Origin of the sequence: Photorhabdus kleinii (assembly GCF_025384885.1) — a bacterium.
Classification (GTDB): Bacteria; Pseudomonadota; Gammaproteobacteria; order Enterobacterales; family Enterobacteriaceae; genus Photorhabdus; species Photorhabdus kayaii.
The window spans coordinates 1-16,022 of record NZ_JAJAFY010000069.1 but is presented as its reverse complement, the minus strand read 5'-3'; the positions used below and the strand labels follow the sequence as shown (position 1 = coordinate 16,022).

Below are 16,022 nucleotides of genomic sequence, written 5' to 3'. Positions count from 1 at the left end.
ATGATAAAACGCTTTGATAACATTATCTTATTCCACTCAGCTTGCATACACGCTTTCATGTTTCGGCGCTTTTTCGTGATGAAAGCGATACCGGTTTGGCTAAATCGTCAGCGAGCTCCTGACTGAGATACTCCTTGTCGGCCGCGCAGGCCGCCGCAGAGATAAAAGAGGCGGTGTTGGAAGGTTCGTTAATCAGAAAAATCACCCAAGACTATTTTGATGTTGATGCAATGGCCAGCCATGCCAAATTATCGATGGCGGCAGATGCAGGTGCGTATTACCGTGCAAGGGAAATGGATTGCAAAATTGACGCCACGTCACATATGGAAGCGCAGGCTGCGGGGCAATTGCCGCAGGGGTTTCGGCCTGGAGATCAAGTCGTTGCCGATTACCAGCAGCGCAACCAACAAATTAAAGAAAGGTCGCAGCCCATGATTCGGCAACGTCACGCGGGGAATTGAACGTCATCTATCCCCGTTATCTTTCAAGCTGCCTCTTTGTTGGCTGCACTCGCTCACCCCGGTCACATCGTTATCTATGCTCCCGGGGATTCACTCCCTTGCCGTCGCGATGCATCTTGAAATCCATAGGGTATATCTTTATTGGGTAACACGATGTAAATGAGGTTAAGATTGACATGAACGGTATTACTATGCCACGATTCGAACAACCGATTCATTATTCTAAAACAATTTGCAGATTTCTAATTATATATCTCCAAGATTATATAATTATTTTTTCAAGACGGATTTTTATAAAGGTGCTTATTATATCATAAGTATCTTCTTTATGTATTAATAATAATCAGGAGAAATACAGTGGCTAATCTCAGAGAAATACTGATTGCCTTTGGTTGGGGTGGTATTGTTGTCGGGATTATGATGGGTGGGTTAATAGGAATGTATGCTTTTAAAGGGCCATTCCGTGCACCTAAAGGTCATGAGAGCTATACAGACTTAAATCGTAGGATGCTCAGGCTAGCTCATATTGCTTTTATCATGTTGCCGTTGATTTCTATGTTATACGGTATGAACATTGACGATTTACAGGTTCCTTATATTTACAAGTATTATGCAACAATCTGCATGATGATTCTTTCTATCGGGATCCCTGTATTATTGATTGCCTCGTGTTTTTATTTACCGTTCAAGTATGTTCAGGTTATTCCTTTTAGCTGTGGGATGTTTGCATTAGTTGTAATGGCTGTGGGCAGGGTGTCAGCCTTGTAATCTATTAATCGTAGTCTTTATATTGAGATTTTAATCATGGAAAAATTACTGAGTGCGCGTCAACTCGGCAGGGATGCTATTGTTGCAACCGTCGAAAATAACCAATATCAGCGTAATCATCAGTTTGCAAAGCGATTAATCGATCGCATTGAAGCGCACCCGCTGATGAGAAACCCAATTTTGTTAAAGATGAATAGAGGTGAGTTCGACATCAGCCAGATGAGGATATTCCATCTGGAGTTTTATCACGCCTTCGCCCAAGTATTTACCGATGCGGTGATCGAAGCGTTGAGCTCAGCAAAACAGCTGGAAGGGCGTTTGGGTGCGCGGGCAAAAATGGCAGCTCGTTTTTTGCTGCAAATTAACCTGTTAGATGAGTTAGGTTTCCACCCAGGAACAGGCTCTGACAGTGGCTATAACGGGCAACCAGAACTGGCTCACTATGTGCAGTTCTTCAACACCATCGAGCAATTGGGGATGAGTGAGAATGAGGTGAAAACCTGGTTTCCGATGTCCAGTTCAGTGGCATGCCGCGCGACATTTGAAAATGCCTACGGTGACTACCCTCAGTTGATGGCACTATTAGCCGTTGCTGAAACAGTGTTCCACGACTTTGCTACTCCTTGGGCGAAAAGCGTGGGTGTAGCGACAGATATTGATGTGTCTACCGGTTATCACAGTATTCACGTAGAGACCGAAACCGGTGAATCAATTGAAGACGGTCATTCTGAGGATGCTTGGATCTTATTCTGTCAGGCGATTACCGAAGATCGCTTTGATGAAATGGAACAGCGAGTAGACCTGTGGCTGAAAGTATGGAATGACTTCTGCAACGATCTGCTGGCGGGTCGTGCTGCAAAATAATTTCAGGCTAATTTAACTTTTCATATATAAAGAATAAAGAGCTAATCATTATGCCGTCCCACCAGTTGTTTAACAGGGGGTTTAACTCCTTCAACCAACTATTGCCAGAACTTGCTGTTCAACATACCGACAAGACGGCATTTGAGTTTTTACGAAGTTCTAGGGAGATACAAAATCAAAGCTATGGGCAATTGCACCAGTGCGCAGCATCATTAGCGAGTGCACTTCAGCAATATGGTCAGCGCGGTGATAGGGTTATTTTACTTTATCCGGACGGTGAAGATTTTATTGGGGCGTTTTTTGGCTGCCTTTATGCAGGGATGATTGCTGTCCCGGTCCCTATGCCAGCGAAATCCTCAGGAAATGCGTGGGAGCGTTTTATTAGCGTTTTACGCAATGCGAAAACAGAATTTATTGTAACAACCGGGAAAGGAACCGAAACGTTAATACAACTGACTTTACCGTCACCTCCACTTATTTTTACTTTTGATAAACTGGAAGCGATATCACTGCCTGCGGGATATCGCCTTCATTGTCTTGAACGCCATTTTGCTGGGGTATTTAATCCTGCGCAGATGACTGACACCGATCTGGCATTTTTACAATACACCTCAGGCTCCACGGGTACGCCAAAGGGAGTGATGGTTACCCACGGCAATCTGTGGGCAAACTCACAGGCTATTCACCACTATTTTGGTCATCACAGTGAAAGCCGCGGCATGATATGGCTGCCGCATTTCCACGACATGGGGCTTATCGGTGGACTGTTACAGCCCGTGTATGGGGCGTTTCCATGCCGGGTGATGTCACCGATGATGCTGATGAAAAACCCGCTTAACTGGTTAAAACAGATCTCAGAATATCGTGCGACTACATCGGGGGGTCCCAATTTCGCGTACGATCTTTGCGTGCGTAAAATTAGCCAGCAACAGGCTGAAGGTTTAGATCTCTCCCTCTGGGATGTGGCGTTTTGCGGGGCTGAGCCTATTCGTCCTGCTACATTGCGCCAGTTTGGTGAGCATTTTGCCCATACTGGCTTTCGCGCTAAGGCATTTTTACCCTGCTATGGCATGGCGGAAACCACGTTGATCGTTACCGGCATGGATAAAGGCCAGGGAATGGTCGTGACCAATGAAGATGAAAAAGATCCTGGTATTGTCAGCTGTGGTCAGGCGTTGCCAAATACCGAGGTGCGCATTGTCAACCCCGTTAGCCTGCGTACGCTTGAGGCTGGACAAACGGGAGAAATCTGGTTGCGTGGGCCCAGCATTGCGAGCGGTTACTGGAATAATGCTGCTGCGACAGAAGCTACTTTCCATGCTCAGATCGAGAATGAATCGGCACACTGGTTGCGCAGTGGTGATTTGGGGTTCCAACAGCGAGGATCGCTGTACGTTACTGGGCGTGTGAAAGAACTCTTGATTGTCAATGGTCAGAACCATTACCCAACGGATATTGAGGAAACGATCCGGAACGCTGATGCTCTGCTGGCCGATGCCACTGTCTGTGTTTTTGCCAGTGACATTGCGCAGACAGAGCAGGCCGTTGCCTTGCTGGAAATCCCGGAACGCGCCAAAGAGTCTGTTGATACAGCAGCGTTAAACGACCGCCTGAATTCAGCAGTGGCAGACCGGCATGGCATAACACTGGGTGAGTGGGTATGGGTTGGTCGACGGGCGATTCCACGCACGACCAGTGGCAAACTGCAACGAACTCGTGCCAAGGCAATGTACCAACAGGATGCATTAGTTGTGCAATGGAGCAGCCGAGCGGTTCAACCACAACCGGCCTGTACAGATGGTGGTATGTTTCACAGTGTGCCAGCGCTAGCGTCATTTATTGCAGGTATTATCAGTACTGCGGTTAACAGGACCGTTAACCAACAGCATTGGGATGATGCGTTCACGACATTTGGGCTGAACTCGTTGCAGGCCGTTGGTGTGATAGGTGAATTGGAACAGCATCTGGGCCGTGAGCTTTCTCCATCGTTGATTTACGATTATCCGACCATCAATAAACTGGCCATGGCACTGTTGCAGCCTGCGGAGCAAAAAGCCGCGGCTACGGTGGCTATCACTGACGATGTTATCGCGGTGATAGGAATCGGGGTTGAATTGCCGGGGCACAGCGGCGTTCAGGCGTTATGGTCGTTGCTACAACAAGGACAAAGTACGACCGGAGATATTCCCGCTCACCGTTGGGCGGGTTCGGCGTTAAGCGGTTTTAATTGTAAAGGCAGTTTCTTTGACACCGTAAGTGAGTTTGACGCTGGCTATTTTGGGATTTCGCCGCGTGAGGCTGAGTATATTGATCCGCAACATCGCTTGTTGTTAGAAACCGTGCAGCAGGCATTAACTGATGCGGGGTTAAAGGCTTCCGCCTTGCGGGGAAGTGATACCGGGGTGTTTATCGGTATCAGCGCCAGTGATTATGCTTTGCTCTCGGGCGATCGGGTTTCTGCCTATAGTGGGTTGGGTAATGCGCACAGCATTGCGGCTAACCGCATTTCCTATATTTATGATTTCAAAGGGCCAAGTGTCGCAATTGATACGGCCTGTTCCTCTTCTCTGGTCGCGATTGACGCGGCGATACAAAGCCTGCGTTCGGGGCGTAGTACGCTGGCTATCGCTGGCGGCGTGAACTTGGCTCTGACACCGCATTTACAGACCGTCTTTACGCAGGCGCATATGTTGGCACCAGATGGTCAGTGTAAAACCTTCGACGCACGGGCCGACGGATATGTGCGCGGTGAAGGATGTGGCATCGTCATTTTAAAACCACTGGCACAAGCACTGACCGATGGTGACCGGGTTTATGCCACTCTGGTAGCGAGTGCCATCAATCAGGATGGTCGTAGCAATGGGATCACTGCACCGAATGGCCTATCACAACAGGCGGTTATCGCACGGGCGCAGGCCGAGGCGGGCATCAATAGCAACCATATCGATTATGTGGAAGCACACGGTACCGGTACGGCATTGGGCGACCTGATTGAATTTCAAGCGCTGGAGGCGGTGTTCGCGCAACGCCATCAACCCGCAGCGGTGCAGGTGGGGTCGATCAAGACGAACATTGGTCATCTGGAAGTAGCCGCGGGCGTGCTTGGGGTTGTAAAAGTGGCCTTGATGCTGCACTACCAACAGCGTGTACCTCATTTAAATTTCAAACAAATCAATCCTCATATTGCCGCCATTAGCCGCCGAGTTTCGGTAGCGGGGAACCGCAGTTGTACATGGGAGTCGGCTGAGGGCCAACGCTATGCAGGCGTTAGTAGTTTTGGCTTTGGGGGAACCAATGGTCACGTGATCCTGCGTGACTGTCCGCAGGCGGCAAAAGGTGAAGAGGAAGCGTTACCGTTAACGTTACTGCTGGTGGCCTCGCATGAAGAACAGGGTCTTAACGCCCAGCGTGACGGTGTATACCGCAGCTTGCAGTTGCAACGTGATGCTGACGTCTCGGCGTGGTGCCGTCTGGTCAATACCCGTTATGACCACCCACTCTACCGTGGGTTTGCCTTTGGGGCCAACCGCCAGCAATTGGCCGAGAACCTGATGCAAATCAGCGGTAGCAAAGCGGGCAAAGCGCAGCCTCAGGTCTGGTTATTCCCTGGGCAGGGAACGCAACAAATTGGCATGGGGGCAGCCTTGTATCAGCATCTGCCATATTACCGCAAGTGCTTTGACCAACTGGCTGATACGGTTTTACAACGTTATCAAATCGATATCCGCCAGGCGCTACATGCCCAAGACGACAGCTGGCAGCGCTGTGCTAAAACTTGTCAGTTGTCCCTGTTTGTGTGCAGCTATGCCATAGCAGAGAGTTTGATGCAGCTCGGGTTACGCCCAGCGGCCGTGATTGGTCATAGCCTGGGTGAATATTGCGCCGCGGTTGTTGCCGGTCAAATATCGTTGGAGCACGGGCTGGCAATGGTTCACCAACGCGCCCACTTGATGGCCAGTCTGACCCAACATGGCGCGATGGCCGTGGTGTTCAGCGGTGAAGATGAGGTTCGTCGCTACATTGCCCCATGGGCAGGAGAGGTTGCCATTGCTGCGTTTAATACGCCGACGCTGACAACCATTACAGGGAGTACTGCGGCGATTGAAGCCTGTCTGAAAGACATTTCTGGGCTGGGCGGTCATGCCCGGCGCATTAAAACCGCCAACGCATTCCATTCTCACCTGATGGACCCCATCTTGTCAGAGTATCAACTCTGGCTAACGCAACACGTTGATTTTAAAAAAGGGAATCTGCCTTTCTACAGCAACCTTGACGGCAAGGTACGCCAATATACGACGGCTGACTACTGGGCCCAGCAAATTCGGCAACCGGTTCACTTTTTGCAAGGAATTTGGGCACTGTTTGAAGAAGAGAAATATACGTTTGTGGATCTGAGTGCAGACAGTTCGCTGGGCAAATTTGTTGTTGTGACAGACCGTGGGCAACACGTATTGGTCGCGGCTGACCATCGACATGAATATCAATCACTGCTGACGCTGCTTGGCTCATTGTGGCAACACGGGCATGACATCGAGTGGTACAAGCTGTACCTCGCAATGGGCCGTGAGGCGTTGACGCTGCCAGCCATCCAATTTTGTAAAAAAACCTACTGGTTGGCGGATGAAAAGTTAATGCAGCCATCATCTTCACATGAGGACGTTATGTCACAACACCACCAATTACGGAGCGAAATAAAAGCGATTATAGCCGGGTATCTTGGGGCACTGCCTGAGGATTTGGATGACGATCTGCCTTTTCTGGAAATGGGCGCGGATTCGTTGGTTCTGTTGGATGCAATCAATACCATTAAAGATCGTTACGGGGTCGCAATCCCTATGCGCTCACTGTTTGAAGAGTTAAATACGTTGGATGCGGTGCTCCACTATGTCGTGGAGCATGCCCAGGTGACGGAACCCGTTGCTCCGGTCAATGAAAATTGCGGTGCTATGCCCGTTATGCCATGTGCAGAACCCACGGTAGTACCTGCATCGGTTCATGCGGGCGAACTCGGGGGGGCGGTATCGGTTGCGGCTCCTGAAGCACTGCAAGGCTTGATTGCACGGCAGTTAGAGATCATGTCACAACAGCTTCGCTTACTCAATGGCGGCATAGTTCAACCCGCTCCAGCCCTGCACGCTGTAGAGGCCAGTGCACCAGTGGCGGCACTCCCGCAGCCACTGGCGGCTAAACCTACGGTTACGGATAAGGCACAGACCAATGCAACACCGACTAAAGCCGGTGCGCACAACAGTTGGTTTAAAAAGGAAACCCAAAAGGCTTCGCTGGGGGCCGAACGTGACAGACATATTCAGCAACTGACTGAGCAATTTGTCAGGAAAACGGCAAGTTCGAAACATAATGCCCAACAATTCCGCGCCGTCTTGGCCGATAACCGAGCATCTGCGGGCTTCCGTTTATCCACAAAAGAAATGCTCTATACTTTGGTCGGAGTGCGTTCGCAAGGCGCCCGTATCTGGGATGCGGATGGCAATGAATACATTGACTTCACTATGGGATTTGGTGCCAACCTGTTAGGGCATGCGCCGGAATGCGTGCAGCAAGCCGTTGCCGCGCAGTTGTCCCAAGGTATGCAAATTGGGCCACAGAGCTCCCTTGCTGGTGAGGTGGCAACGCTGATCGCAGAGCTGACGGGTCAGCAGCGCGTGGCTTTCTGTAATTCTGGTTCTGAAGCGGTAATGAGCGCCGTACGCTTGGCGCGCGCTGTGACAGGCAAAAATAAAGTGGCGCTGTTTAGCGGTTCTTATCACGGTGTGTTTGACGGCATTTTGGGGCGCCAACAGGGAGGGGTGACACCAGAGCACGCGATACCTATTGCTGCCGGTACACCCGCGTCACTGGTAGAGGATCTGCTAGTACTTGAGTATGGCAGTGAAGAGAGCCTGGTACTGATTGCTAAATACGCCGATCAATTAGCAGCGGTCATCGTTGAGCCGGTGCAAAGCCGGTATCCCAACCATCAACCGCGCGAATATTTGCATACGCTGCGTAAGTTGACGGCTGAACACGATATCGCCTTGATGTTCGACGAGGTGATTACCGGTTTCCGTTTGGCTGCCGGTGGTGCACAGGCGTATTACGGCGTGAAAGCAGATATTGCTACCTATGGGAAAATTGTCGGTGGCGGTATGCCAATTGGTGTTATTGCTGGCTCTGCACGCTTTATGGACAGTATCGATGGTGGCTTCTGGCAATATGGCGATGAGTCTTGGCCACAGGCCGAGCTGATTTTCTTTGCGGGGACGTTCTCCAAACACCCGCTGACCATGGCTGCGAGCAAAGCGGTACTCGAATATATCAAGAACCACCCTGGACTCTATGACGATATCAACCAGAAAACGAACGACCTCGCGCAAACGCTCAACACTTGGTTTGCGACGACGGGAACTCCGATCGAAATTGTTTCCGCTGGCAGTTTGTTCCGTTTCAAATTTAGCGGTAACTACGACATCTTGTTCTATCATCTCATGTTGCGCGGCATCTTTATTTGGGAAGGCCGTAACTGCTTTGTGTCCACTGCGCACACCACACAGGATATTAAGCTGTTTATCACTGCGGTTAAAGAAAGCCTCAATGCCATGCGTGCCGATGGCTTCTTCGGTGAGGATGGTTTGCAACCTAATACGTCTTACCCTGCCACTGATCGCCAACAGCGTTTTACACTGCTGGCCGCTGAGGGGGAGTTGGGGCTACGTGCGGGTAACATTGGTTGCGTCATCGAAACGGCTCGTCAGATCGATAGTTCCATGATGCGCCAAGCCTGGACTTTATTGAGTGAACGCCATGAAGCACTGCGTATGCAGTTCAACGGCACCGGCGAGTTGCAGGTCATGGCATCTTGCGTAAGTGGCGTAGATTTTACCGAAGAATGCAGTGAACAGGCAGAAAATAATGCCCGATTGGCGGCGTTTGCGGCTCAATCGTTCACCTTGTTAACTGCTCCATTGGCTCGTGTATTACTGTTACGGCATGTCGGCGGCTCAACGCTGGCTTTGGCTGCGCACCATACAGTTGCAGATGGTTGGTCATTTATGGTGATGCTACGCGAACTACTCCATATATATAATTCCATCATGGCAGGGCAGTTGCCTGAACTGGCAGCAGCACCAAGCTATTTGCGCTTTATACATGCGGAAAAGACGGCAAATACTGCCCTCATTGCCCAGTGCTTGGCTAAACTACCAGCACAGCGTTTGAATCCTGCGCGTGCGTTACTGGTTATTCAGCAAGTAGCACCATATCAAGGTAAGCGCTTAAAAGGGGGAGTGGATTACCCAGGATTACCGTCTCAGTTACGGAAAGCTGCCGCAAAGCTACGGGTAACTCGTTTTGTGATGTTGAGCGCCTTGTTTGTGCTGGCCTTAGAGAGGTTTATTGGCCACTCTTTGCTGCCTGTCGCCGTACCGAATTCCGGTCGGGATTTTGAACGGAGTGAAGGGCTTGTGGGGCAATGTGTCAGTTTGATGCCGTTTTGTTTTGACAGCGCCGCCAGCTCGTCACTGTCTGAATTTGTTGCTGCGATACATCAAGCTGTGTTGGCTCAGCATGATGCGCCAGCATTACCAGCTCATTGTTTCCATGGCGAAGGCGCGCAATTCCCTGTGCTGGCCACGTTCAATATTGAACCTCATGCACCGCTGACCGAAATGCGCCAGTGGCAAGCTAGCCTGTCAATGCTGCCCGTCAGTGCAGTTGAGTTCCCGCTAATGGTGAACGTAGTGGAAATGGCTGAAGGGTTGTCAATCGAGCTGGACTATCAGGAGCGTTACTTCTCTGCGCATATAGCTGCTGAGCTGCTGGAACATTACCTGGCTGTGATCAATGTCTTGGCAGAGCAGGGCGTGGACGCAGTGAATCAGCAATTTTATTCACCTGCTGAAGTGGAAGCCTGATGAAAAAGCTGATGGGTATTGTACTGGTTATTGCTGCATTGGCGTATACGATCAATCTGCTGTTTGATGCGGGCGTTTTCTACAGCGTTCAAGATATTCACATGCAGCAGTGTAGAAAAATAGAGGGTGTCAACGGAGCTGAAGATATCGTGCCGTTGCAAGATGGCGGTGTGTTAATTAGCAGTCTTAACCGCCATGGTAATGCGTCAGGTGCCCTCTATTACTTACAACTGGGACAGGCTCCTTTGCTGCTGTCAGGCGATTATCCAGCGGAATTTTTCCCGCATGGTATAGACGTATGGCAACAGGAGGGAAACACCTGGATTTACGTGGTGAACCATCGTCATCAAGGGGACCGTATTGACGTTTTCCGTTTTGAACGTGCAGCAATGCGGCTGATTTATCAACCTGCGTTGTCACGCAGTGTTGGAAAAAATATCAATGATATCAGTATTATTGATAAAACCCACTGGTTGCTCACACGGGATCACGCGTATTCCGGTCTGCTCGGCCGCATTGAAGATTACCTGCGTTTGCCACTCGCGCGCGTATTACTGATCGATGATTCTGGGGTGCACACATTGCTCGATGGGTTGCACTTTGCGAACGGTATTTATTATGACCGACAACGGGAACGGCTATATGTGGCGGAAACCACAAGCGGTGCCCTAAGCAGTTGGGCATGGCAACCAGGTGGGACGGTACCTATATTACTGAGTCGGGTAACCGGCTTGCGCGGGGTAGACAATATTATGCCTGATGGAAAAAGGGACAGGTTATTGGTGGCCGCACACCCACAACTGCTGAAACTGGCGGCGTACCAAAAGGATGCGCAAGTGCGTTCACCATCTCTGGTCTGGCAGTTGGCGATTGCCCCAAATGGGGAAGCAGAACGCGCTCAGATGATTCACCAAAGCCATGGCCAGATGTTGGCGGCAATCAGCGTCGCGGCACCGTTGGCTGGCCAAGTGGTGATGGGCAGTGTTTTTGATAATGGGTTGTTGATGTGTAGGGGAAACTAGCATGTTGAAAAAATAGTTCTCCCGCCGCTCGACCTTCACCGGCACGTTAGAGGGGCAGACGTTTACCTTGGCAACAGTTGAAACGGTACTCGAAAGCGCTCTGAAAGCTGGTATATCACTGCCTTATAATGTTGTGGTGAAGGCTCCGGTCTGGCGGCGGATTTGGGGTTGAAAATAACTCATGCCTTTTTGTCTTTCTTTATACCACACTGCATAACTCCTTTTTTAAACATAGAAAATATTGCTTCTAATTTAGCATCTTGATTAAAAGAAAATAAATATCGATAAATGCTTATCATATTTAACATGTCATTACATTCGTCATTTACTTCATTTGGAGAATTATCGTATTCTATGTTATCAACCAACCCTTGTTTCTTTCTTATAAGATATTATTTTCTTTTTCTCATATTTTCTTTAATTTGATCCTGGGTAGATATTTTTACTCTTATCAAGGATATATTTTGTTGCTTTTTTATAATCCTCATGAAGATAAAATTCAGATACCAGATCAGAAAAAAATTACTCCAAACCATATAGTTATCTGGTATATCTTGATCGAAAAGAAGCTTTAATGCCATATATTTATTATCAATAATTTCATATTCATTAAATTCTTCAATAGAACCGGATAAAAAATCCGAACTTTTAAAAAATTCAACGGATTACATATAAAAACTTATTATCTCACCCATATTGAATTATCCTAAAGTTTTACTCCATAGATTAAAGATGCGTTGTCTTACTTTTTAATGTATGTCTTTCTCCAGGACATTAATATTATATATATCTTTGGATATAATAATATTGCCGTTTTTCATATCTTTTTTAGCTATATTTTGTGTGTGAGTCACTTGTTTCGATATGGTATCGATTGATTGATTTAAATTTATTTTATTCAGAGCATTGCATCAGTATACCCGTGATGATTACCTTGATGCCTTGCCATTGCACTAATCAGTCGGCGTTGGCGTTGGCGTGGCATGGGTATTCACCACGGTAAGAAAGAAGCCAGCCGGAAGCGATTCCGGCTTTTTACTCAGGGAGAAAACAGAATAAAATAGTTAAAATATAGCCTATGTATATATTTGCCATGAATTTTATATTTTTCTGTATTATTTCTTTGTTTATCTTCTTTCGTTTTTAATTTATATAGTTAATATATAGCATCAATCCTGTAGAATATTTATTTTAAGCATAAAAATAACAAAGCCGGAAAGATCACGGGGATCTTTCCGGCTTATTTTTTAAATGCTATATTATTAGGTGGGAAATTATCAGGGAATGACATGCATTTTATTTTCTTGGATAAAACACCTTCTAAAAAAGATGTTAGATTTTCTTGCCTGTATTCGACTTCTGGAGATCTTGAGGCAATAATTGCTATTTTCCATGAATCACCATTATCAGTCACTCCTATTGGAAGTAATCCATCTTTATTAGGATAAAGAGAAAACTGATAATAATCTTTATCATCCTCAATTAAATAATTAAAATCCTCAATAATCAAATCCTTCTGATTGAAGAAATTTAGATTATCATTTTCACTAAATGGATTAAATATATTAATAAAGTTAGCTATTCTTCCTGTTCCATAGCAATTTATGAACTCAATGAAATCATTAGGAAAATGGTAGTTATTATCTATCAATGGCCATTTCTCCTTTTGACCTGCTTCATTCGGAGATACAGGAGGAGGTAATATAGTTTTTAAATTAAATATGCTCATAGTTTGCATTCCTGGGGGATTAAGGACAATTACATGTATAAAGAAACCACCTGAACCTTCAGCTTTTATTGTAACTCCAGCCGGAAGCGATTCCGGCTTTGTTTCAGGGAGAAAACAGAATAAAATAGTTAAAATATAGCCTATGTATATATTTGCCATGAATCTTATATTTTTCTGTATTATTTCTTTGTTTATCTTCTTATTTATTTTATATTCTTTCGTTTTTAATTTATATAGTTAATATATAGCATCAATCCTGTAGAATATTTATTTTAAGCATAAAAATAACAAAGCCGGAAAGATTACGGGGGATCTTTCCGGCTTTTTCATGATGATATGTCTTCTATATCAACTGTTTTTTAATACCATTGGATTAAAAGCAACTATCTTTTTATCCTTGGTCATTCCGCATGGATAAAGACCTTCTTTATATATCTCAAAGATTTTTTCCAAAATTGATTCTTTTTGTTCACCTAATATGTACCTTTGAATAGATAACATGTTTAATTGAGAATATACTTTATCTAAGACTTCAAAATAAAAATCATCATAGTCAGAATTTTCTTTTTTTATTTTTTTTCTATAGGCAATTGAAATTTTGTCATAATGAACAGAAAACTCTTTACTTATATCATTTAAGCATTCGTCAGCTTCATGAAATTCACTTCTTAACCTAAATTTACTTATAGAATTCTCAATGAGATCTAACCATACTAAATACCCGTCGGGTAATAATTGTTCAAAAGATAAAGTCAGTGCTAATTCAGGATCATGAATTTCTAAATAACGACCAGATTGATTGCTAAGAACCCCTGAAAATAATTTTTCAGACAAAAGAAAAGCCATTGGTTCAATAATAAATTCTTTTTTGTATCAATCATATATCACCTCTATTTATTAAATATATTATCCCACAATTCAAAAGCCCTTTGCTTGCCTATATCAGGATTCTTAGCAATATCTTTCGACCTAATTGGCATGCCATTCATCATTGCTTTCTTCGCCTTATTTTGTATGTTAGCAACTTGTTTTGCTATGACATTAGTAGGCTGGTTTAAATCAATTTTATTTAGAGCTTTTTCAACTGCGGAGGAATATCCATTATGGCTACCTCGATGTCTTGCCATTGTGCTAACTGTAGTAGCAACCTTTTTATCTTTGATGGGGTCTGGCAGCCTCAAAAATATTCCATTACTAGCATCATCAGAGGAAGCGTATCAGATTAAGGATGCGATCGCTAAGCTCCAGTCCGCGTTGGCTTACTGTGGGTATTCACCAAGATAGATCATCAGAAAGCCGGAAGATCTCGAAGGATCTTTCCGGCTCATATCACATATAATTAAAATTCTATAAAAGCATCATTTTCAAAATAAAAAATAAATGCCTCCAATAGATCATTGAGAGATGGATTGTCTAACTGGGCCTTAGTATTAGCTACTACTTCTTCAATTGTTCCTCCATCTAAAACTTCAATCCACCCGTTTTCTTTTACCTGTTTAGGTAAATAATCATCAGAATCAGGTGGAAAATCAGCACTACTCAGAGAAAAAACTCCTTCTGTTTCTAACGTCCAACTATTTTGATCTGGAGGCAAGCAAAACCACTCGCTGGAATTATTTTCTGGGGTCGATAATACATCAGCAATAGAAACTAACTTCATAAACTACCTCATTATTTATAGTCCACCACATTTTCCACTACCTAACTTTTTAAATCCTCCTTCCTGATTTGGATGAAGGCTTTTCTGTACAGCGCCAGGCGCTTGATGTTGAGATCTTGGAATAAGTTCTATCTTAGTTGGATTTTGAGCATTATGGTGCCATGAATGATTAGGTGGGCTAGTACGTTCAAATCCACCTTTTGGACCCGGCTGCACATGCGCTACAACTTCAGGTGGTAACGATTTAGCTAAATGTGGATTTTTTTGTATTGCTTCATACAGTTGTTTATTTGCATTATTAAAATGCTTAGGTCTGCTACTTGAATGTAAATCTGTGGGAATATCTGTTTGATACCACACACTATAATTCGGACTGGATAAAGGTCTACCGGAAGCATCAAAGCCAGTTAAGCCTAATGGGTCAATCCATCCGGTGGGATTTTTAACGTATGAATACGGATTCTCACCACCCCAGAGGCCCGTTGGATCTTCGGCACTATCCCGACGCCATCATACAGGTTAGCGGACTTTTCCCCTTGATTTAGCAGCCTTTTTCTCCACCGCTTTTTCCCGCCCTGTTAAAGAACATGCCAACTCGCCCCGACGGGCACTTTGCCGATTGTAGCTCACTTTTTCCCCGACGTCAGCGCCGGGTTTCAGCCCGCTTTTCCTGCCAGAACCGGGTTTTATCGGGAACCCGTGACGGCGGGGCAGCTTGCCTGCGCCGCTGACGCGGGTTGGCGGGTGCGGGCTGGCGAGGCCCGCAGGTGAAGCTTTTTAACAGGGAAGCCCCCCTGGGGGCTGCACGGGGCGGCGATGGCGAGCACGGGGACGAGCAACGGAGCGCAGCGCAGTGCGAGCCGCGCGCAGCCAGTGCAGCAGGGTTGGGGCGGGGGGTAATAAACTGCGGAGGCCGCAGGCCGACTGGCTTACCGGTCTGTGGCCGTTGACCTTGATGGGCTTGCCGGCGGGTTTTAGGACTGATGTTATCACCGGAGCTGCCAGGGATGGCGGCGACTGCGGCGGTGGGTTTTAGCACTGATAGTGACAGCAGCGGGTGAGCGAGCGAACCCGGTGCGCCTCTGGGGCTGAGAGGCTCACCCCGGCGGCCAGCCGCACGCTGTTGTTGAGGTGACCGCGCAGCGCCCTTGGGTGGGCGGCGCCGACATAATGTTTCGTTAAGCGTGGCGGGCCGTTCAGGCCCATTGCGCTTAATGCCACATTATGTTCAATGGCGGCTGACCGGCAACGATTGTGACAGAGAACGCCGAAGTTCAGCGCCGGGCGGGCGGCATTTACCGCCGGGCACGCCGATGGTAGGGAGGCAGTCCGTGCGCAGGGACGCGCACGGTCTGCCTTTCACTGCACCCCACACGCTCACAGGGAACCGGCTAACATTCAAGATTGTCCGGCTGCTGGGTGCGGTCAGTTCGGCTGTTTACTGTCCGGCTTGTCGCTATTCACAGACCCGTCATCGGGCGGCGTGTTCGGTTTGGATTTCCGTTCTGCCGGATGCGTCTGTTCGTGTACTTCCTTTAAGTGACCGATTGCCACCCGCGTATAGATTTGGGTGGTTTCCAGCTTTTCATGCCCCAGTATCGCCTGGAT

At 47.0% G+C, this 16,022-nt stretch carries 14 protein-coding genes and 2 pseudogenes; 8 read left to right on the top strand and 8 right to left on the bottom strand.

Features of this window, described 5'->3' with window-relative positions:
- Positions 1–139, bottom strand: a pseudogene (locus tag LG003_RS21240) (transposase); the annotation flags it as partial.
- On the opposite strand from LG003_RS21240, the gene LG003_RS21235 reads away from it, so the two are divergent.
- From LG003_RS21235 to LG003_RS21215, 5 genes are all read left to right on the top strand, one after another.
- Positions 135–461 (top strand): hypothetical protein, encoded by a 327-nt coding sequence (locus LG003_RS21235; protein WP_370446065.1) that lies wholly within the window; start codon positions 135–137, stop codon positions 459–461. The pseudogene LG003_RS21240 and the gene LG003_RS21235 overlap by 5 nt on opposite strands.
- Before the next feature lie 357 nt (positions 462–818).
- Complete coding sequence (locus LG003_RS21230) at positions 819–1,229, top strand: CorA family divalent cation transporter (RefSeq protein ID WP_112878587.1); 411 nt, start codon at positions 819–821, stop codon at positions 1,227–1,229.
- 36 nt (positions 1,230–1,265) lie between these two features.
- A complete protein-coding gene (locus tag LG003_RS21225; protein ID WP_262981581.1) occupies positions 1,266–2,093 on the top strand; it encodes a hypothetical protein in 828 nt (275 codons plus the stop codon).
- Between the two features lie 50 nt (positions 2,094–2,143).
- Positions 2,144–10,003 (top strand): type I polyketide synthase, encoded by a 7,860-nt coding sequence (locus LG003_RS21220; RefSeq protein WP_262981580.1) that lies wholly within the window; start codon positions 2,144–2,146, stop codon positions 10,001–10,003.
- A complete protein-coding gene (locus LG003_RS21215) occupies positions 10,003–11,025 on the top strand; it encodes an arylesterase (protein ID WP_262981579.1) in 1,023 nt (340 codons plus the stop codon). The genes LG003_RS21220 and LG003_RS21215 overlap by 1 nt, the downstream gene beginning before the upstream one ends.
- Before the next feature lie 179 nt (positions 11,026–11,204).
- On the opposite strand, the gene LG003_RS21210 is transcribed toward LG003_RS21215, so the two are convergent.
- The 4 genes from LG003_RS21210 to LG003_RS21195 all read right to left on the bottom strand — a co-directional run bounded on the left by LG003_RS21210 (position 11,205) and on the right by LG003_RS21195 (position 13,935).
- Entirely contained in the window at positions 11,205–11,393 is a 189-nt protein-coding gene (locus LG003_RS21210) for a hypothetical protein (RefSeq protein WP_240000747.1), read from the bottom strand.
- Positions 11,394–12,265: 872 nt separating this feature from the next.
- The gene (locus LG003_RS21205; RefSeq protein WP_240000746.1) at positions 12,266–12,913 is read right to left on the bottom strand and encodes an SMI1/KNR4 family protein; all 648 of its coding nucleotides are present in this window, start codon (positions 12,911–12,913) and stop codon (positions 12,266–12,268) included.
- A gap of 189 nt (positions 12,914–13,102) precedes the next feature.
- Positions 13,103–13,588, bottom strand: coding sequence for a hypothetical protein (locus LG003_RS21200; RefSeq protein ID WP_262981578.1), 486 nt, complete (start codon positions 13,586–13,588; stop codon positions 13,103–13,105).
- Positions 13,589–13,644: 56 nt separating this feature from the next.
- Complete coding sequence (locus tag LG003_RS21195) at positions 13,645–13,935, bottom strand: AHH domain-containing protein (protein ID WP_262981577.1); 291 nt, start codon at positions 13,933–13,935, stop codon at positions 13,645–13,647.
- Between LG003_RS21195 and LG003_RS23655 the strand changes: the two genes are divergently transcribed.
- Positions 13,916–14,038 (top strand): DUF7706 family protein, encoded by a 123-nt coding sequence (locus LG003_RS23655; RefSeq protein WP_449301340.1) that lies wholly within the window; start codon positions 13,916–13,918, stop codon positions 14,036–14,038. The genes LG003_RS21195 and LG003_RS23655 overlap by 20 nt on opposite strands.
- Before the next feature lie 55 nt (positions 14,039–14,093).
- Here LG003_RS23655 and LG003_RS21190 read toward each other — a convergent pair whose 3' ends face one another.
- Positions 14,094–14,414: a DUF7716 domain-containing protein gene (locus tag LG003_RS21190; RefSeq protein WP_112896294.1), complete on the bottom strand. Its 321-nt coding sequence runs from the start codon at positions 14,412–14,414 to the stop codon at positions 14,094–14,096.
- A gap of 15 nt (positions 14,415–14,429) precedes the next feature.
- Positions 14,430–14,774: an HNH endonuclease gene (locus LG003_RS21185; protein WP_262981576.1), complete on the bottom strand. Its 345-nt coding sequence runs from the start codon at positions 14,772–14,774 to the stop codon at positions 14,430–14,432.
- A 227-nt stretch (positions 14,775–15,001) separates the two neighbouring features.
- Between LG003_RS21185 and LG003_RS21180 the strand changes: the two genes are divergently transcribed.
- A complete protein-coding gene (locus LG003_RS21180; protein WP_262981575.1) occupies positions 15,002–15,145 on the top strand; it encodes a hypothetical protein in 144 nt (47 codons plus the stop codon).
- Positions 15,146–15,267: 122 nt separating this feature from the next.
- Positions 15,268–15,450, top strand: a complete 183-nt coding sequence (locus LG003_RS21175) for a hypothetical protein (RefSeq protein ID WP_262981574.1) — start codon at positions 15,268–15,270, stop codon at positions 15,448–15,450.
- A 389-nt stretch (positions 15,451–15,839) separates the two neighbouring features.
- On the opposite strand, the pseudogene LG003_RS21170 reads toward LG003_RS21175, so the two are convergent.
- Positions 15,840–16,022 (bottom strand): annotated as a pseudogene (locus tag LG003_RS21170) (site-specific tyrosine recombinase XerC); the annotation flags it as partial.